This is a genomic window from Mesocryomonas fontinalis, assembly GCF_055730125.2.
This window is the reverse complement of record NZ_JBUZWG020000001.1, coordinates 453,638-472,255: the sequence shown is the minus strand read 5'-3', so window position 1 is coordinate 472,255 and position 18,618 is coordinate 453,638. Positions and strand designations below refer to the sequence as shown.

Below are 18,618 nucleotides of genomic sequence, written 5' to 3'. Positions count from 1 at the left end.
GGCACGACGCCGGGCGTCTCGCGCAGCCGCGACGGCGGTAAGTGCCTGAACTCGTCGATACCGTCAGGGCCCATCTGAAAGGACGCGAAGTGCTTCACAGATATCCTTCCCGCCAGATGCTGGCGGAAGCGCTGGCGACGGGCGTCGCCGCCGTGCTCGCCGGGGGTATCGCGACCCGCGGCTCGGCAAGCCTTGCCGTTTCCGGCGGATCGACGCCGCTGCTGTTCCTCGAAACCCTCGCCGCGACCGAACTCGACTGGAGAGCGGTGACGGTGACGCTGGTCGACGAACGCTGGGTACCCGACTCCCATTCGCGTTCGAACACCGCCTTCCTGAAGCGGCATTTCCTGAAAGGCCCGGCGGCCGCAGCGCATTTCGAGCCGCTCTACGAGGAAGCCGAAACCCCGGAGGATGTGCTGCCCGAGCTGCAGTCGCGGATTGGCGGCCTCGCGCGGCCGCTCGACGCGGTGGTGCTCGGCATGGGCGCGGACGGCCACACCGCGTCGTTCTTTCCGAACGGCGACAACCTCGTTGCCGCGCTCGATCCGCACAATCCGCGGGCGGTCTCGGTGATCCGGGCCGAGGGCGCCGGCGAGCCGCGCGTCACCTTGACCTTGCCGCGGCTGGTCGAGGCCCGCTTCCTCGCCTTGCACATCGAGGGCACGGAAAAGGCCCGCGTCCTGTCCAGCGCGCAGCAGGCCGGCTCCGAACTGGACCTTCCCATTCGCGCGGTCCTGCGCGCACCGCGCGAACATCCGCTCCAAATCTTCTGGGCCCCCCTTCCCCAAGACGAGGCTTGAGCGCCATGACCGTGGACCGCCGCATCGACGAGATCACCGACCGCATCCGCGAGCGATCGCACCGCAGCCGCGACCTCTACCTCAGCCGCATCACGGCGAAGGGCGCCGAGGGGCCGAAGCGCTCGACGCTCTCCTGCGGCAACCTTGCGCATGGCTTCGCCGCCTGCGGCCCGACCGACAAGCAGCGCCTGTCGGACAGCCAGACGCCCAATCTCGGCATCATCACCGCCTATAACGACATGCTGTCGGCGCATCAGCCGTTCGAGCACTATCCCGAGATGATCCGCCAGACGGCGCGCGAGGTCGGCGCGACGGCGCAGGTCGCCGGCGGGGTGCCCGCGATGTGCGACGGCGTAACCCAGGGCAAGGCCGGCATGGAGCTCAGCCTGTTCTCGCGCGACGTCATCGCGATGTCCGCGGCCGTCGGCCTCAGCCACGACATGTTCGATTCCGTCGTCTATCTCGGCGTCTGCGACAAGATCGTGCCGGGCCTCACCATCGCCGCCCTGACTTTCGGCCATTTGCCCGCGATCTTCGTCCCCGCCGGCCCGATGACCACCGGCTTGCCGAACGACGAGAAGAGCCGCATCCGGCAGCTCTACGCCGAGGGCAAGGTCGGGCGCGACGCCCTCTTGGAGGCGGAGTCGAAGTCCTATCACGGGCCGGGCACCTGCACCTTCTACGGCACGGCCAACTCCAACCAGATGCTGATGGAGATCATGGGCCTGCACATGCCCGGCGCATCCTTCATCAACCCCGGTACGCCGCTGCGGGATGCTCTGACCCGCGAGGCGACGCGCCGCGCGCTGGCGATCACCGCCCTCGGCAACGAGTACACGCCGGCCGGCCTCGTCGTCGACGAGCGGGCCGTGGTCAACGGCGTCGTCGGCCTCCATGCCACCGGCGGATCGACCAACCACACGCTGCACCTCGTGGCGATGGCCGCCGCCGCCGGCATCAAGCTGACCTGGCAGGACATCTCCGACCTTTCCGACGTGACTCCGCTCCTGGCGCGGGTCTATCCGAACGGCCTTGCCGACGTGAACCACTTCCAGGCCGCCGGCGGCATGGGCTTCCTGATCCGCGAACTGCTGGACCACGGACTGCTGCACGACGATGTCCGCACGTCGTTCGGCACGGGCCTCAGGGCCTATACGGTCGAGGCGAGGCTTGGTGCCGACGGCGCCGTCTCACGTCATCCCGCTCCGGCCGAGAGCGGCGACCCGAAGGTGCTGACGACCGGTGACAAGCCGTTCTCCGGCAATGGCGGGCTGAAGATGCTGCAGGGGAACATGGGCCAGGCGGTCATCAAGGTTTCCGCGGTGAAGCCAGAGCGCCGAACGGTCGAGGCGCCAGCGAAAATCTTCCACGATCAGCACGAACTCCTCGCCGCCTTCAACGCCGGCACGCTGACCGGCGATTTCATCGCGGTGATGCGCTTCCAGGGGCCGCAGTCCAACGGCATGCCAGAACTGCACAACCTGACGCCCTTGCTCGGCGTCTTGCTCGACCGCGGGCAGAAAGTCGCGCTGGTGACCGACGGCCGCATGTCGGGCGCATCGGGCAAGGTGCCAGCGGCGATCCACGTGACGCCCGAGGCGAAGGCCGGCGGCATGATCGGCAAGATCTGCGAAGGCGACCTCATTCGCCTCGACGCCGAGGCGGGGACGCTCGAAATCCTGGTTCCGGCGGCGGAACTGGCGTCGCGCCAAACGGCCGAGGCAGACCTTTCGGGCAATGATTTCGGCATGGGGCGCGAACTGTTCGCACCGTTCCGGAGCGCGGTGGGTGCGGCCAACGAAGGGGCGAGCGTGTTCGCCGCGTGACACTCCGGCCACGAGTTTTCGTGGCCGACGCCGTATCCTTTACGCATTCGCAACATCGATGATAGCTTGGTCCGATCGATGCTGCGGAAAATGAGCGCAGGCAAGCGAGAGGCCTCGTCTATGTTCGCTACGCTAATGGCGAGGTTTTCAAAGCTCCCGCGCGGGTCCTTGCGCTCCCTCGGCGTGGTGCACGACGTCGTCGCCGCGGGCTTCTCGATCACGCTGTCGCTGGGGCTTGCCTGGGGCCTGACCCCGCTGTTCACGATGTGGCAGCTCTGGGCGATGATCGCCGCCTTCACCTGCCTCAGCGCCGCGATGTTCCCGCTGTTCTCGCTGAACCGCGGGGCCTGGCGCTATGCCTCGCTGCTCGACGTCCTGTCGATCGTCAAGGTCGTCAGCATCGTCTGCGTGGTGTTCCTGCTCGGCAACTTCCTGTTGTTCCGCGGCGAATATCTGCCGCGCTCGACCATGGTCATCACCTGGTTCGTCATGGTCGTCGCCCTCGGCGGACCGCGCCTTGCCTATCGCCTCTACCGCGAGCGCGGCTCCTCGCTACGCGTCGACCCAACCAAGCTCCCGGCCACCGTCGACAACCTCCTGCTGTTCGGCTTCAACGATCAGGCGGACCTTTTCATCCGCAACGAGCGCCGCAGCCATCTGCAGTCCCGCATCGTCGGGATCGTCGACGAGCGTCCGAAGAATCAGCGCCGCCGCCTGCACGGCACGAGCGTCCTCGGCTCGCTGCGCGACTTGCCGGCGATCATCCAGCGGGCGGCCCTTGCCGCGCGGCCGATCACCCAGATCATCGTAACCGCCACCGACGCCTCGGCGAACGAACTCGCCGCCGTCGTTGAGCGGGCGGCCCCGTTCAAGATCGCGGTGAAGCGCCTTCCGGACATTTCGCGCACCGGCAAGATCGACGACAGCATCCCGATCGAGCCGCTGCCGATCCTGCTCGAGGATCTGCTCGGCCGGATGGAGGTCAAGCTCGACATCCGCGAGGTCGCCAAGCTGATTAACGACCGCTGCGTCGTCGTCACCGGCGCCGGCGGCTCGATCGGCTCGGAACTGGTACGCCAGATCGCGCAGTTCCAGCCGAGCCGGCTCGTCCTCCTCGACAACAACGAGTTCAACCTCTACTCGATCGACCGCCAGATCGCGCAGGAATACCCCTCCGTGCGCACTTTCGCGCGGATCGCCGACGTCCGGCAGAGCGACCGGATCGGCGCCTTGTTCAGCCAGTTCGAGCCGGAGATCATCTTCCACGCCGCCGCGCTGAAGCATGTTCCGATCGTCGAGGAAAACCCGATAGAGGGCATCGAGACCAACCTCATCGGCACCCGCAACGTCGCCAATGCCGCGCTCGCCTGCGGCGCCAGCGCCATGGTGATGGTGTCGACCGACAAGGCCGTCAGCCCGACCAGCATCATGGGCGCGACCAAGCGGGCGGCGGAGGCTTATTGCCAGGCGCTCGATCTCGCCCAGACCGGCACGCGCTTCATGACCGTCCGCTTCGGCAACGTGCTCGGCTCGACCGGCTCGGTCATCCCGCTGTTCAAGGCGCAGTTGCAGCGCGGCGGGCCGCTGACGGTGACCCACCCCAACATCACCCGCTATTTCATGACCATCCCCGAGGCGTCGCGGCTGATTCTGCACGCCGCCGGCCACGGCATGTCGGCCCATACCGCGCAGGGCCAGATCTTCGTCCTCGACATGGGCGAGCCGATTCGCATCACCGAGCTTGCCGAGCGCCTCATCCAGCTCGCGGGCCTCAGGCCGCATGTCGACATCAAGATCGACTACATCGGCCTCAGGAAGGGCGAGAAGCTCTACGAGGAGCTGTTCAGCGACGGCGAGAAGATCGAGAAGACCGGCCGCCCGGGCCTCCTGGTGGCGCACACGCGCGTCAGCGATCCCGCGATGCTGAAGCGCAATCTCGATGCGATCCAGCAGGCGGTGGCGCAGGGACAGCCGCAGCGCGCCATCGAACTCCTGTGCCACATCGTGCCGGAATACGTGAAGCCGCAGCGCGACCTGCTTGTCGAGCAGCATGCGGCCATGAAGAGCCTGACGACGGTCGATCCGTAGGTGGCCGGTCGCCGAGAGGCGATGACCCTCCGGGACAAGACGCTCGAGTCACGGCTGGGGCGCCTAACCATGCCCCTTCGATAGGCCGCCCTCCCCGCCTTTGCTGCAGCTCAGCAACTCCGCCATGCGTCGTGGAGCGCGACGATCGCGAATCCCACGCGCACAAAAAAAGCCTGGCTTTCGCCAGGCTTTTCCGTCGTCTGATATTTTTGAAGCTTAGAGGCCGAGGCCTTCGAACCGCTTCTTGAACCGGGAAACGCGGCCGCCGCGGTCCATCAGCTGCTGGTTGCCGCCGGTCCAGGCCGGGTGGCTGGTCGGGTCGATGTCGAGGTTCATCTTGTCGCCCTCTTTGCCCCAGGTCGACCGGGTCTGGTATTCCGTACCATTGGTCATCACGATCGTGATGGCGTGGTAGTTCGGATGAATCTTCTCTCTCATCGGTTTTCCCTGTTGCGCTTCCGCCCTCGGCATCCGGTTTTCGGCCTTCGGAGGAATTCCCGGAGGCTCGAATGTGCGGGGCAAAATGGCGCGGTCGCTTTCAAATTAGAGGGTGAGCCTATACATCAGCCGCCAACGTGGCACAAGGGCTGCGGCATCGCAGCGCAACTGGTCCGCAGCTTGATTCTGCCACGGGCCCGATGGCCGCTCATGAGGCTGGGGCATAGGCAACTCCCCGGGACGAGTAAAGCCAGGAGGCGCATTTGACTGACGTGACGCAGGCAGCGGCCGAAAAGAAGCGACGGGCGAGCCTTCGCCCGCTCGGCCGCCTTGCCCCCTATCTGAAGCGCCAGAAGGCCCGCGCCGCCGGCGCCATCGTCTTCCTGGCTCTGGCGGCCGTCACCACGCTGTCGCTGCCGGTCGCCGTCCGCCGGGTGATCGACAAGGGGTTCTCGACCGCCGACACGGCCTTCATAGACACCTATTTCATGATGCTGCTGGTTCTCGCCGGCGTCCTCGCCGTCGCCAGCGCCGGCCGCTACTATTTCGTCATCACGCTCGGCGAGCAGGTGGTGACGGATCTGCGCAAGGATGTCTTCGCCCACGTCATGCGCCTCTCGCCAGCCTTCTACGACCGCACGCAGTCCGGCGAGATCGTCTCCCGCCTGACGGCGGACACGACGCAGATCAAGTCCGCCGTCGGCGCCACGGCCTCCGTCGCGCTGCGCAACCTCATCCTGTTCTTCGGCGCGGTGACCATGATGGCGGTGACCAGCCCGAGCCTCTCCTCGATCGTCATCGGCGCCATCCCGATCATCGTCATTCCGCTCGTCGCCTTCGGCCGCTCCGTCCGCCGGCGATCGCGCCTCGCGCAGGATACGCTGGCCGAGGCGAGTGCCTATGCCAGCGAGGCGATCGGCGCCGTGCGCACGGTCCAGGCCTTCACCAGCGAGACCGCGACGGCTGGCCGCTTCGCCCGGGCCGTCGATGGCGCGTTCGAGGCCGCCCGGGCGTCCGTGGTCGCGCGCGCACTGCTCACCGCCTTCGCCATCTTCCTGATCTTCGCGTCCATCGTCGCGGTGCTCTGGGTCGGCTCGCAGCGGGTGATCGACGGCACGATCTCCGGCGGCACGCTCGGCCAGTTCCTGCTCTACTCGGTGTTCGCCGCCGGCGCCCTCGGCTCGCTGTCGGAGGTCTGGGGCGAGCTGGCGCAGGCTGCAGGCGCGGCCGAGCGCCTCAGCGAGCTTCTGGCGGAAGAGCCGGCCGTCGTCGTCTCCGCAACGCCGCTGGCGCTCCCCCTGCCCGCCATCGGCAGCGTGCGGTTCGAGGGCGTCTCCTTCGCCTATCCGACGCAGAGCCACCGGACGACAATGCACGACCTCTCCTTCGATGTGCGACCCGGCGAGACAGTGGCGATCGTCGGCCCCTCGGGCGCCGGCAAGTCGACGATCTTCTCGCTGCTCGAGCGCTACTACGATCCGGCTTTCGGCCGCATCCTCGTCGACGGGGTCGACATCCGGCAGGCGGACCTCACCGAACTGCGCCGGCGCATCGCCCTCGTCCCGCAGGATGTCACCGTCTTTGCCGCGACGGTCGCCGATAACATCGCCTTCGGCACCCCGTCGGCCGCCCGGCCCGACGTCGTCGCCGCCGCCCGCGATGCCCTGGCGGAGGAGTTCATCGGCCAGATGTCGGAAGGCTACGATACGGTGATCGGCGAGCGCGGCATCACGCTGTCCGGCGGCCAGCGCCAGCGCATCGCCATCGCCCGGGCGATTCTACGGGACGCGCCGATCCTCCTCCTCGACGAGGCGACCTCGGCGCTCGACGCGGAGAGCGAGGTTCTGGTGCAGACGGCGCTGGAGCGGCTGATGGAGGGCCGCACGACGCTGGTCATCGCGCACCGGCTGGCGACCGTCCTCAAGGCCGACCGCATTCTCGTGCTCGATGGCGGCCGCATCGTCGAAGAGGGCACGCATGCCAGCCTGATCGCCCGCAACGGCCTCTACGCCCGCCTGGCGCGGCTACAGTTCGAGACCGGCGCCTTGCTCGGCGCTGCGGCGGAGTAAAAGCGTCGAAGCCGTGACCGGCATGCCGGTCACGGCGGCAAGGTGGCGGTCACCTTGATCGAGGAGAACCAGGCCGCGAGATTGGCGATGTCGGCATCGCTGAGGCCGGAGGCGATGATCGACATCTGCGGGTGCTGGCGGGCGCCGGAGCGATACGCCTTCAACTGCTCGGCAATGTAGACGGCGCTGTTGCCCGCAAGATTGGGCGCATCGGGCGCGGTCGCCAGCCCGTTCTTGCCATGGCAGGTCGCGCAGATGCCAGCGGCTTCCCGGCCTGCTGCCCGGTCGGCGGCCGCAGCAGCCCCGCCGCCGACAAGAATTGCCAGGCAGAGCGACACCGTCCCTATCGATGTCCATATCGATGGCCCTATCGATGAATGCTTCATGCAGGATATCCCGTCCGATGGGCGTGCCGGCTGGCCGGGGCCAGCCGGCAGCAGCCCTGCTACTTCTTGTACGAGATGCGATAGACCGCACCGGCGAGATCGTCCGAGACGAGCAGCGAGCCGTCCTTCATCATCTCGACGTCGACAGGACGGCCGGTATACGTCCCGTCCGCGGCAAGCCATCCATCGGCGAACACCTCGGTCTCACCCGCGGTCCCGTCGGCGTTAACAGGCGTGAACATCACCCGGGCGCCGACCGGCTCGGTACGATTCCAGGAACCGTGCTGCGCCGAGAAGATGCCGCCACGGTACTTCTCGGGAAAACTCTTCCCGGCGTAGAAGTCCATTCCAAGGTCGGCTGCATGCGCCTGCATGTCCCGCTGCGGCATGACCGCGTCCGCCGGTGGTTCGGAATCCTTGTATTCGACGGTGCGGGTCGACCCGCCGCCATACCAGGGAAAGCCGAAATTCTCGCCGGCCTTGGTGGCGCGGTTCAACTCGCCGGTCGGGATGTCGTCGCCCATGCCGTCGACCTGGTTGTCGGTGAACCAGAGGTCGCCATTCGCCGGATTGAACTGCATGCCGACGGAGTTGCGGACGCCGGTGGCGAAGACCTCGCGGTTCTTGCCGTCGCGGTCCATCCGGATGATGCCGCCGATGCCCTTCTCGCGGTAGAGATCCAGCTTGTCCGCCGGGGGGACATTGTGGGGCTGGCCGAGCGCGACGTAGAGCTTGTTGTCGGGGCCGATCCGGCAGACCCGCGCGGTGTGGTTGAACGACACCTCGCTCTCCGGAATGAGTTGGCCGGCCGGCACGACCTCGCCAATTGCGACATCCGGGCTCTCGTAGAAGAACTCGGCGGCCGGGAAGACCATCACCCGGTTCTGCTCGGCGATGAACAGAAAGCCGTCCTTGGAGAAGCAGACGCCGTTCGGAATGGCGAAATCGATCGACGGCGCAAAGCGCTTCACCTCGTCGGCGACGCGGTTCTTGTCTCGATCGGTCAGCACCCAGACGTCCTGCTTGCGGGTGCCGACGAAAGTCGCCACGCCCTGCGGACCGATGGCGATATGCCGGGCATCGGGCACCACCGCATAGAGCGCGATCTCGAAACCGGCCGGAAGCTTGATGGCCTTCAGGTTCTCGCGGATCTGGTCGGCATACTCGCCGGTCTGGGCGATTGTCTGGAATGCCATCGACGTGCCCGTCGACTGCATTCCCTGCAGCTTCTGCAGATTGTCCTCGGCCGAAGCCGGCGCGATCGCCAGCATCATGGCCAACACCGAAACGGACAGTGTCCCCCTCCGTGTCAGTCGGTCCTTTCTCGACATCTCCGTTTCCTCCCCCCGCGCCGTTTCGGCGTCGTTCCCGTCAGCTCTTCGTCTGACGCAGGGGAAGGCTGTCACTGCGCCCCAAGACTGTCAATCAGCCGCAAGGAGACGCTCGAAAGCGCGGGGAAAAGCGTTCAAATGGTCGAGCGAGATACCGCCGAGTTCAACGGGCCACCCAGCGGCTCTGGAGATGATGACCCGTTTTCCAGGCCTCCGTCGGGGAAGCCGAATTGTCGCATTCGTTCTCGATGGGGTCGCGGTAGGTCTGGAATTCATCGTCTGAAATCCAGCCGAGCATAAAGCAATGCTCATGGTATTCGCCCCGTTCTGGGCTGACGACCTGGACCTTTACCTGGAGGACAAGAGCCTTGAGTTGGCGCTGTTTCCAATCGACGGTACCGTAGTCGACGATGCTGGTATTGATCGCGATGGGTTTCCAGGCATCACCGGCAAGCGCACCCTCCCAGGCCGTGAAAACCGGAAAGTGGGTCTGCACCTCTTCGGCAAGCTTCTTTTCACGTCCCTCCAGGACGACCGAGGGCTCGCCCAGAACCCCTGCCTTCAACCCCGCCGTCAGGGCATTCTGAACCGCGGAGGCCTCGGCCGCGTACTGCCGTCGGAGCCCGCTTTCGATGACCTGGCGTTGCGCCGCCGTATCGGCCGCCTTTTTCTCCGCGCGCTCCCGCTCTGCAGCCGCAGCCAATCGGCGGGCTTGGGCGTCCGCGGTCTCGCTGTCGCGCTTCTCCTTCAAGGCAGCCGTCGCTGCCTCTATTTCCTTCGTCTCGAACCAGAGGGGTGCAAAGGACGCCCTTCGCCCGTCTCGCTCAAGCGCTGCACTGATCAGCTTCAGCGAAGGCTGAGCGGCATAGACCAGCGTGCAGCGTTCTTTACGAACGGACTGGAAGGCGTCATCCAGGCTAACGAACGACACAGCCGGACTGCGCCCGAATTCACTTTGGGCGAAAGCCGACAGCCGCTTCAGCATCTCGCCATGGGCCTCGTCCTCGGAGCTCAGGACGACACAGATGGGACCGGCGCCGTTGACAGGGATCAGGGCGCCGAAGCCATTTCGCGCATCCTGCGCGACATCTCCGGCGATCCTTGCCGCAAGACCGGCTTCGGCGGTTTGCGCGGTCCTTAACTGATCATAGGTAAGCTCTTCGAAGACCCTGAGCTCGCCCTTTTCAACGGCATCGAGAAGGCCAATGGCCGTTGCGGGCGCAGCTTCGAGAAAATGCTTGCGTTGGAGAAGGACAAGGTCCGATCGTCCGAGATCGTCGACGGCGCAATTGCCGGGGTCCATCCGCACATCGAGGACGCCGAAACGCGCCAAGTTGAGCTCGAGAGCACGGCCAAGCGCCGGGCTCCGGTCAATGCCCAGCATGCAAACGGATGCCTTGCCGGTTGTAAACGAATAGCTGCCGAGCAGGGTCCGCGTGATGGAAGGAGCGCGCGTCCCGGAATTGTAGGCGATCACCACGTCATCGGGATTTCCCTGCAGCAGGAAAGCATTGGCCGGGGTGACGCTCGCGAGCGTAGCAGCGCCTGACTGGACGGCCACGGTGGAGCTTTCGGGAACTGCCTGTTCAAGTCCCGACGCAATGCCCTGACGCTCGATGAGTGCCACAACACGGTGCTTGGCCTCTTCCAGCTCTTCCGGATCGTCCTTTTTCAAGGCCGCCGTCAGGAGCGTGAGTTCTGCGACGATCTCGCTCGTCTTCGAAGATGTCAGATTGACGGCGACCCATCCCGTCAGATCGGCAGTGATTTTGCTCAAATCCCGTTTTAGATCCGCGACGTGCCGCTGCCGATCGTCGGCCCGCTCTTTGGTGCGCGCCTCCTTGAAAGCGCCAAAACCGGGTATGCCGGCCAGCGCCCCATCGAGACGGTGGGCCGACGAGCGGATCGTGTCGGCCGAACCGCTGACGACCAACCCGTTGAGCGTCGCAGCCTCCGCAGCGATCGCCAGGATGCCATCGGCATTCCGGTTAAGCCGCAGAAATGCATCCGCATCGGCAAGGAGGACAGCGGCTTCTTTCCGGGCGACCTTCAGATCCTCGGCCTGCGCCTTGTCGAACGCGCTCTTGTTGGAAAATCCAGCGCGCTTTGCCGCCCTGTAGGCATCGGCATCCTGAAAGCCGGATGCTTCGTAGTCAGCCATCTCACGGCTTGTCGCGAACCCCTTCTCCTGCCCTCGGCGGTAGGATGCTGCGTTCTCGAAGCCTCCGGCCTTGGCGCGCGTGAACTCGTCGCCGTCCTGATAGCCGCCGTTCCTGGCCGCCTGCCAATCCCCATTGGTTCGAAAGCCCAATGACCGCGCCTGGTTGAAGACTGACGCCGAGGCGAAGCCGCCTGCGGTGGCCTCGGTGTAGGCTGTGGCATTTTCGAAGCCGAGGCTCTGCGCGTATCGGCGTTCACTGTCGTTGGGAAAACCGTCCGCGGCGGCCTGCGCCAGTGACGACAGGGCGTAGCGATCCAGCACCTCGGCGACGACGCCGTATTTCGCGCGATAAGCATCGAAGGCATCGACAGTCGAAATTCCGACGAGACCATCGACTGGTCCGCGATACAGATTGAGCGCGGCCATTGCCTTCTGCAGCGTGCCAACCGAACGACGCAGGACCTGTTGCGTCATGATGTTGGTGCTGGCGTTGGCCTCGAAGGCCGACCAAACGACAGTATCCAGATTGGCGCCGTCCGAGAGGAAGGAGTCGGCTGGGATAAACCGCAGCTCCTTCAACGTCGCGATGTTGATCTTCGACCGGTCGCGGTTCAGCGTGCCCGCCACGACGGCATATCGACCGTTGCGGCTTTGGACGACAAGACGGGGACCGAGCGTATCGGCATATCCCTGCGCCAGATCGATCGCTTCAGAGGCACTGTCGCGGCTTGCGATCACCAGCCACAGTGTCTCGGCCCGTTGCGCCCTAACCTGCCGTGCGCGGGGACGCTCGGCATCGGACGACTTGGCCATTTCCTGAAAGACGCCGAGCGCGAAGTCGCCAATGGACATCGCGTGTGTCGGGACAGAGGTCATCAGCACGGCCAGCATGCAGCCGGTCGAGAGCGAAACGCGGGCCATGATGAACACCTGCCAGATATGCCGAATAATCACGACATCGGATACTACGCGGGCGGGTATATCAATCCGCCCACAACCGAAAAACGCATCGACTGAGCGAAAAGCCGGGATAACCGAACGCCAAGTCCGATTATGGTTTCCGGCGCTACCGCTCCGTCAGCTTCAGCTCGATGCGGCGGTTGCGGTTGCGGGCTTCGGGGGTGTTGGCGGGGTCGAGCGGCTGGAACTCGCCAAAGCCGGCGGCGGCGAGGCGGTCGGCGGGGGCGCCTTGGCTGATCAGGTATTTGACGACGGCGGCAGCGCGCGAGGTCGAGAGCTGCCAGTTGTCGGCGAAGCGGCCATTGCCGGACAGCGGGATGTTGTCGGTGTGGCCGTCGACCCGGATGATCCAATTAATGTCGGACGGGATCTCGCGCGACAGCTCGGTGACGGCCGCGGCCAGCTTCTGCATCTCCGCCTCGCCCGCCTGCTGCAGCACGTCGGAGCCCGAGGGGAACAACACCTCGGACTGGAAGACGAAGCGGTCGCCGACGATGCGGATGTTCTCGCGGTCCGACAGGATCTCGCGCAGGCGCCCGAAGAAGTCGGACCGGTAGCGCGACAGTTCCTGGACGCGCTGAGCGAGCGCGACGTTCAGCCGGCTGCCGAGATCGGCGATCCGGGTCTGGCTCTCCTTGTCGCGGCTTTCGGAGGCGTTCAGCGCGGTTTCGAGCGCGCCGATCTGCTGGCGGAGCGCCGCCAGCTGCTGGTTGAGAAGCTCGACCTGCGACTGGGCGCGCTGGGAGATCTGCTGCTGCTCGCCGAGCGAGGTCTCGAGGCCCTCGACGCGGGCATTGGCCGTCGCCGCTGCGCCGCCGCCAGAGGCCAGCGCCTGCTGCAGCCGCGAACGGTCGCTCTCCGCAGACTGCAGCGAGGCCTGAAGGCTGGCGATCTGGTCCTGGAAATCCTGGCCGGTGGTACGCTCGAGCGAAAGCAGCTGGGTCAGCTCGTTGATCTGCGAGTTCAGGCGGTCGAGCACGGTGTCGCGGCCTGAGATCTCGCGGCTGAGCAGAAACTGCGCCAGCACGAAGACAGAGAGCAGGAACATGATGGCGAGAAGCAGCGTCGACAGCGCGTCGACGAAGCCCGGCCAGTAGTCGACGGTGCGCTGGGTCTTGCGGTGGCGGGACAGCGCCATGGCTAGCGCCCGTCCCGGCCGGTTCCGATCGACTTCGACAGGCGGTCGAGCACGCCGCGCAGTTCGCGCTGCTCGCCCGCCTGGGTCTCGACGAAGTCACGCAGCATCTGCTGCTCCGAGCGCATGTGCTGAACGAGGCCCTGGATGCTCTCGGCAAGGCTCGCCATCGCCGCCGAGGTGCGGGGGCTCGCCGACTGGTCCTGCACCAGCCGGCTCAGCTTGTCCGAGAGCACGCGCAGCTCGTCGCTGCCGGCCGCGGGAATGGCGAGCGGCCCTGGCGGCGGGATCAGGATGTCGGAGCCGACATCTGTGATCGACGACAGCCAGTTCTCGAACTCGGTGTAGAAGCGGTTCTGTGCCCGGCCGATCTGCAGGTCGAGGAAGCCGAGTACCAGCGAGCCGGACAGGCCGAACAGCGAGGAGGAGAACGCCGTGCCCATGCCCTGCAGCGGCGCCGCAAGCCCCGCCTTCAGCGCGTCAAGCACGCTCGCCGTGTCGCCACCCGACGGGTCGAGCGTCTGGATGGTGTTGCCGATCGAGCCGATGGTCCCGAGCAGGCCCCAGAACGTGCCGAGGAGGCCGAGGAAAACCAGCAGGCCGATAAGGTAGCGCGCGGTGTCGCGGGTCTCGTCGAGCCGGGTCGCGACCGAGTCCAGCACGGCCCGCATCGATTGGGTGGAGAGGGCCAGCTGGCGGCGACGGCCGATCAGCGCCCGCATTGGCGCGAGGAGGACGGGATCGCGCATATCCTCGAAGTCGGCGGAGCCGTCGCGGTAGGCGTTCACCCACTTCACCTCACGCGCCAGGCGGATCACCTGCATCAGCGCGAGCAGGATACCGATGCCGAGAACGCCGGCGATCAGCCCGTTGAGGCCGGGGTTGGTGACGAAAGCCGCCTGTACCTGGCGCGACAGGATGGCGGCGACGAAGCCGACCAAGGCCAGGAAGACCAGCATCGACCACAGGAAGACCATCGGGCTGGCAAGCCTGTCCGTGCCGTAACCATCGGGCCGCGTGGAATTTTCCTGCGGCGAACTGAAGACCTGCATGATGCTCCGACACTCCAGAGAGGCGCCCGGCGCCTTTGCGGGCACGCTAGCTTACAATGCCGCCGGTGCAAACGACGGAGTTGCTGCGCCCGCGCGCATTGCGGACGTGGACCCCCTTCCGCCGGGGCGCCACCGCCCGCGCCTGGCCGTCAAACGGCGCGCAGCGTCGCCAGTTTTGCGCCGAAACCGAGGAAGACGACCCCTGTCACGCCCTTCAGCCAGCGCTGGAACGTCTGATGGCGCACAGCACCGGCAAGGCGGGAGAAAAGAAAGATCATTGCGGTGAACCAGATGAAGTTCAGCAAGGCGTGGAGTGTGACCAGCACGAAGGCCGACCCCCATGCCGTCTCGCCGTTCGCCCCGTGCTGCATGAACTGCGGGAAGACGGCAAGGTAGAACATCGACACCTTGGGATTGAGCATGTTGGTGAGGAAACCCTCGGCCACCGCCCGCGGCAGGCGGCGCGCCTTGACCGATGGCGCCACCGAGACGGCGACGGCCCCGCCGCGCCAGGCCTCGATCAACGCCCGGATGCCGATCCACGAGAGATAGGCGGCACCCAGCATCTTGACCACGAAGAAGGCCTCGGCCGACTGGGCGATGATCAGCGAGATGCCGAAGACCGCCAGCGCGCCGTGAACATAGAAGGCGAGCGCGAACCCGGCGATGTTGGCAAATCCCGCCCGGCGACCCGCTGCCGGCACGGTCTTGGCGATCAGCACGCTGTTGGGGCCGGGCGAAATGATCATCAGCGCGGCGATCGAGGCGAAGGACAAAAGTTCGGCGAAGGACATCGAGCAATCTCCCGGCGGTTGACCGTTCCGACGCTTAGCCTTTCCGCCGGCGCGAACAAGGCGAATGCCGCCCGAACCGGCGGATTTCGCCGGCGTGGGCGCCGTTGTTCGTTGCCTGTAGCCGCGTATCAGGCTTCGGGGGTCGGCTCGGGCTTTGGCTTGCGGGTGCTGCCATAGGCGGTGTCGGCGAGCTTCAACTGGCCGACGAGCGCCCGGTGAATGGTCTCGTTGCCAGCCGCGATGTCGCCGAGCACGTGGTTGAACTTCGCGCCATCGAGACCGCTGATGAAACCACCGGCCTCGCGGACGAGGATCGAGCCGGCCGCGCAGTCCCACGGCGCGAGACTGCGCTCCCAGAACCCGTCGAAGCGCCCGGCGGCGACATAGGCGAGGTCGAGCGAGGCGGCGCCCATGCGGCGGATGCCCGAGGTCTCGGCCATGATGTGGCGGATTTCGTAGAGGAAGCGCGCATGGTCGCCCTTGCCGAGGAAGGGCGCACCGGTGCCGATCACCGCCTCGTTCAGCTTGTTGCGCGCGGCGACGCGGATGCGGCGGTCGTTGAGGAAGGCGCCGCCGCCCTTCTCGGCAGAATACAGCTCGTCGGTCGCGGGGTTAAAGACGACGCCGGCGACGATCTCGCCGTCGCGCTCGAGCGCGATCGAGACGGCCCACATCGGGATGCCGTGCAGGAAGTTGGTGGTGCCGTCGAGCGGATCGACGATCCAGCGGTGTTGCGGGTCCTTGCCCTCTATCGCGCCGCGCTCCTCCATCAGGAAGCCCCAGTCCGGCCGAACGCGGGCGAGTTCCTGGAAGACGATCTCCTCCGCCTTGCGGTCGGCATTGCTGACGTAGTCCGCCGGGCCCTTCATCGAGACCTGCAGGTTCTGCACCTCGCCGAAGTCGCGCGTCAGCGAGCGGCCAGCCTTGAGCGCGGTCTGCGTCATCACGTTGAGGAGCGGCGAACGGGCCATGGATGTACCTTCAAACAGTTATGGGCGGCCTGCCGTCTGCAAACCACCCGATCATTTCGGTATCAGGACGGGGCAAGAGCCCCGCAGCTTCGGCCATAGGGGCGAGGTGTAAACCCCGGCCCCTCCGACAGAGACGGCCAGGCGAAAGCCCGGCCGCGAGCCGCGCATCAGTCGGCGCGGCGCACGTAAGTGATCTCGTTGGTGTCGACGACGATGCGCTCGCCGGCATCGATGAACGGCGGCACCATCACCCGGATGCCGTTCTCCATGATCGCCGGCTTGTAGGACGAGGACGCCGTCTGGCCCTTGACCACGGGGTCGGCCTCGGTGATCAGCAGCGTCACCTGGTCCGGGAGCGCGATACCGATCGGGCGCTCCTCGTGCACCTTCACCGTGACCTTCATGCCATCCTGCAGGAAGGCGGCGCGGTCGCCGACGAAATCCTTCTGCAGCTCGAGCTGCTCGTAGCTCTCGATGTCCATGAACACCAGGGAGTCGCCCTCGGCATAGAGGAAGGTAAAATCCTTCATCTCGAGGCGGATGCGCTCCACCGTCTCGGCGGCGCGGAAGCGCTCGTTCAACTTGGTGCCGTCGATGAGGTTCTTCAGCTCGACCTGGTTGAAGGCGCCGCCCTTGCCGGGCTTCACATGCGCGGTGCGAACGGCAGCCCAGAGGCCGCCGGCATGCTCGACCACGTCGCCGGGACGGATTTCGTTGCCGTTGATCTTCATCGTCAAAACTCGATTGGGGGCCGCAAGCAGGGCTAGGCCGGCTCAAGACCATAAAAACGGGAGGCGTTCAAGCCCGGCCGGCCCTCGGACGAATCACCGGTTCGGCGGTTTCGACCGGCTTTGCCGGCGGCCCGCCGGTCGTATCAGCTCGCGCGAAACTTGTTGGCGGCCTCGAGGGCCGCCCGCTGCGAGGCCTCGTCCAACTTGCGGAAGAACTCGTCGAGAACGGCATCGGTGTTATCCGCCCGCTTGGCGAGAACGGACCATTTCGCCGCCTCCGCCTTGTCGGCGACGACGCCGATGCCGTCCTTGTAGAGATGGGCGATGCGGTTCATGGCGATCGGATTGCCGTGGCCGGCGGCGCGCCGCAGCCACCGTGCCCCGTCACCGGCACTGCTCGGCCCACCCTTGCCGTTGATCAGCCAGATGCCGAGCTCGATCTGTGCGGTATCATGGCCGTTCGTCGCGGCCGCCAGCAGCCAGCGGCGGGCCGTCGGCAGATCGGGCGCCGCGATGCCGCGCCCATAGGTGTAGAGCTGGGACATGGCATATTGCGAGTCGGCAACGCCCGCCTTGGCCGACATCTCGAAATACGGGCGCGCCTCGGCAAAGCCGCCGGTCGGCGAGGCCTGGATCAGCATCTGCCCGAAATTATACGCCGCCAGCGGAATGCCGGCATCGGCCGCGAGCTTCATCAGGTCACGCGCCTTGGCGAGATCCTGCGGCACGCTTCTTCCATCGAGCAGCAGCAAGGCGTAGCGGAACTGGCCCTCGGCACTGCCGGCCTTGGCAGCCGCCTCGTACCAGCGGGCGGCCTCCTTCTCGTCGCGCTTGACGCCGAGGCCGCGGGAATAGATCTCGCCGAGCAAGGTCTGGGCCGCGGGGTCGCCAAGGTTGGCGAGCGGCTCGGCCAGAGCGAGAGCCGTGAGGTAGAGGCCGCGCTGATAGGCGCCATAGGCGCGAATGCTGCCCTCGGAGGGCCGCGAGGTCGACGGCGGCAATGCCGCATCGGCGGCTGCGGCAGCTGTCGTCGGGGCCGGCAGCGTGCTGCCTTCCGGCGACGGCGTCGGCAACGGCACGGCCTTGCCCGGCGCCGGCTGCGCGATGGCGCCACCGACATCGGCCAGCATGGCCAGGGACAGGACCGCCAGAGCGATGCCGGAAAGCCGCTTCATACCGCGAGAGTCTCCAGGATATCGGCGCTGACCGCGTCGATGATGGCATTGGCGCGCTCGACCATCGCCGCCGCGCCGCCGGGCTCCTTGAACACCGCCACCGACAGGGCGATGAACTCGGCGCCCGTCTCGATGGCGGCCGGAAGCGTCTCGACGTCGCGTCCGCCCATGACGATGCACGGCACCTCGACGATCTCGGCCCACCACTGCGCCATGTCGAGATCTTCCGGATCGGGCGCATCCTCCGTGTCGCCCCCGAAGCGGCCGTAGAAGAGATAGTCCGGCAATTTCTCGCCGGCCTCCAGCGCGTCGTGCCGGTCCTCGAAGCCGGAGGCGCCGACGATCATCCGCGGCGCGAAGCGCTCGACGGTTTCCGCGAGCTCGTCGACGTCTCCACCCGAGACGTGCAGGCCATCCGCCTTGACGCGGCCGGCACAGCGGGTGTCGTCGGCGATGATCGCGGCGGCGCCGAAATCCTGGATCAGCGCGACCAGCCCTTCGGCGAAACGCTGGAAGCTGTCGGCGTCGCGCCCGGCGGCATCGACGATCACGGAGGCGACGTCCCCCGCGCCGAGGGCAGCCCGCATCGCGGCCACGCCCGCCTCGCCATCGGGCAGCAAGGTGGTGATGAGGACGAGGCGGGGACGGATGAAATCTTGACGCATGCTGAGGGCGACCGGTCGTCTTTTGAGGTGTCGGAA

At 66.4% G+C, this 18,618-nt stretch carries 15 protein-coding genes; 4 read left to right on the top strand and 11 right to left on the bottom strand.

Annotation, left to right across the window (positions count from 1 at the left end; all coding sequences use genetic code 11):
• The first annotated feature begins 89 nt into the window (after positions 1–89).
• From pgl to ACZL02_RS02150, 3 genes are all read left to right on the top strand, one after another.
• The gene (pgl, locus tag ACZL02_RS02160; RefSeq protein WP_472938548.1) at positions 90–800 is read left to right on the top strand and encodes a 6-phosphogluconolactonase; all 711 of its coding nucleotides are present in this window, start codon (positions 90–92) and stop codon (positions 798–800) included.
• Between the two features lie 5 nt (positions 801–805).
• Positions 806–2,626, top strand: coding sequence for a phosphogluconate dehydratase (gene edd / locus ACZL02_RS02155; protein WP_472938547.1), 1,821 nt, complete (start codon positions 806–808; stop codon positions 2,624–2,626).
• 168 nt (positions 2,627–2,794) lie between these two features.
• Complete coding sequence (locus ACZL02_RS02150; RefSeq protein WP_472938546.1) at positions 2,795–4,714, top strand: polysaccharide biosynthesis protein; 1,920 nt, start codon at positions 2,795–2,797, stop codon at positions 4,712–4,714.
• Between the two features lie 216 nt (positions 4,715–4,930).
• On the opposite strand, the gene rpmE is transcribed toward ACZL02_RS02150, so the two are convergent.
• A complete protein-coding gene (rpmE, locus tag ACZL02_RS02145) occupies positions 4,931–5,152 on the bottom strand; it encodes a 50S ribosomal protein L31 (RefSeq protein WP_472933803.1) in 222 nt (73 codons plus the stop codon).
• Between the two features lie 272 nt (positions 5,153–5,424).
• On the opposite strand from rpmE, the gene ACZL02_RS02140 reads away from it, so the two are divergent.
• Positions 5,425–7,221 carry an ABC transporter transmembrane domain-containing protein gene (locus ACZL02_RS02140; protein ID WP_472939088.1) on the top strand — a complete coding sequence of 599 codons (1,797 nt, stop codon included), beginning with the start codon at positions 5,425–5,427 and terminating at the stop codon, positions 7,219–7,221.
• Positions 7,222–7,250: 29 nt separating this feature from the next.
• On the opposite strand, the gene ACZL02_RS02135 is transcribed toward ACZL02_RS02140, so the two are convergent.
• The 10 genes from ACZL02_RS02135 to ACZL02_RS02090 form a co-directional block, all read right to left on the bottom strand.
• Positions 7,251–7,559, bottom strand: coding sequence for a c-type cytochrome (locus tag ACZL02_RS02135; protein ID WP_472938545.1), 309 nt, complete (start codon positions 7,557–7,559; stop codon positions 7,251–7,253).
• A gap of 107 nt (positions 7,560–7,666) precedes the next feature.
• Positions 7,667–8,938, bottom strand: a complete 1,272-nt coding sequence (locus tag ACZL02_RS02130) for a PQQ-dependent sugar dehydrogenase (protein ID WP_472938544.1) — start codon at positions 8,936–8,938, stop codon at positions 7,667–7,669.
• Between the two features lie 163 nt (positions 8,939–9,101).
• Positions 9,102–12,020 (bottom strand): hypothetical protein, encoded by a 2,919-nt coding sequence (locus tag ACZL02_RS02125; protein WP_472938543.1) that lies wholly within the window; start codon positions 12,018–12,020, stop codon positions 9,102–9,104.
• A gap of 145 nt (positions 12,021–12,165) precedes the next feature.
• The gene (locus ACZL02_RS02120; RefSeq protein ID WP_472938542.1) at positions 12,166–13,197 is read right to left on the bottom strand and encodes a peptidoglycan -binding protein; all 1,032 of its coding nucleotides are present in this window, start codon (positions 13,195–13,197) and stop codon (positions 12,166–12,168) included.
• 2 nt (positions 13,198–13,199) lie between these two features.
• Entirely contained in the window at positions 13,200–14,246 is a 1,047-nt protein-coding gene (locus tag ACZL02_RS02115) for a flagellar motor protein MotA (protein ID WP_472938541.1), read from the bottom strand.
• Positions 14,247–14,395: 149 nt separating this feature from the next.
• The gene (locus ACZL02_RS02110) at positions 14,396–15,040 is read right to left on the bottom strand and encodes a LysE family translocator (protein ID WP_472938540.1); all 645 of its coding nucleotides are present in this window, start codon (positions 15,038–15,040) and stop codon (positions 14,396–14,398) included.
• A 128-nt stretch (positions 15,041–15,168) separates the two neighbouring features.
• Entirely contained in the window at positions 15,169–16,011 is an 843-nt protein-coding gene (locus tag ACZL02_RS02105; protein ID WP_472933811.1) for an inositol monophosphatase family protein, read from the bottom strand.
• A 167-nt stretch (positions 16,012–16,178) separates the two neighbouring features.
• The gene (gene efp, locus ACZL02_RS02100; RefSeq protein ID WP_472938539.1) at positions 16,179–16,742 is read right to left on the bottom strand and encodes an elongation factor P; all 564 of its coding nucleotides are present in this window, start codon (positions 16,740–16,742) and stop codon (positions 16,179–16,181) included.
• 143 nt (positions 16,743–16,885) lie between these two features.
• A complete protein-coding gene (locus tag ACZL02_RS02095) occupies positions 16,886–17,917 on the bottom strand; it encodes a tetratricopeptide repeat protein (protein WP_472938538.1) in 1,032 nt (343 codons plus the stop codon).
• Positions 17,914–18,582, bottom strand: coding sequence for a thiamine phosphate synthase (locus tag ACZL02_RS02090; protein ID WP_472938537.1), 669 nt, complete (start codon positions 18,580–18,582; stop codon positions 17,914–17,916). The genes ACZL02_RS02095 and ACZL02_RS02090 overlap by 4 nt, the downstream gene beginning before the upstream one ends.
• Between the last annotated feature and the right edge of the window lie 36 nt (positions 18,583–18,618).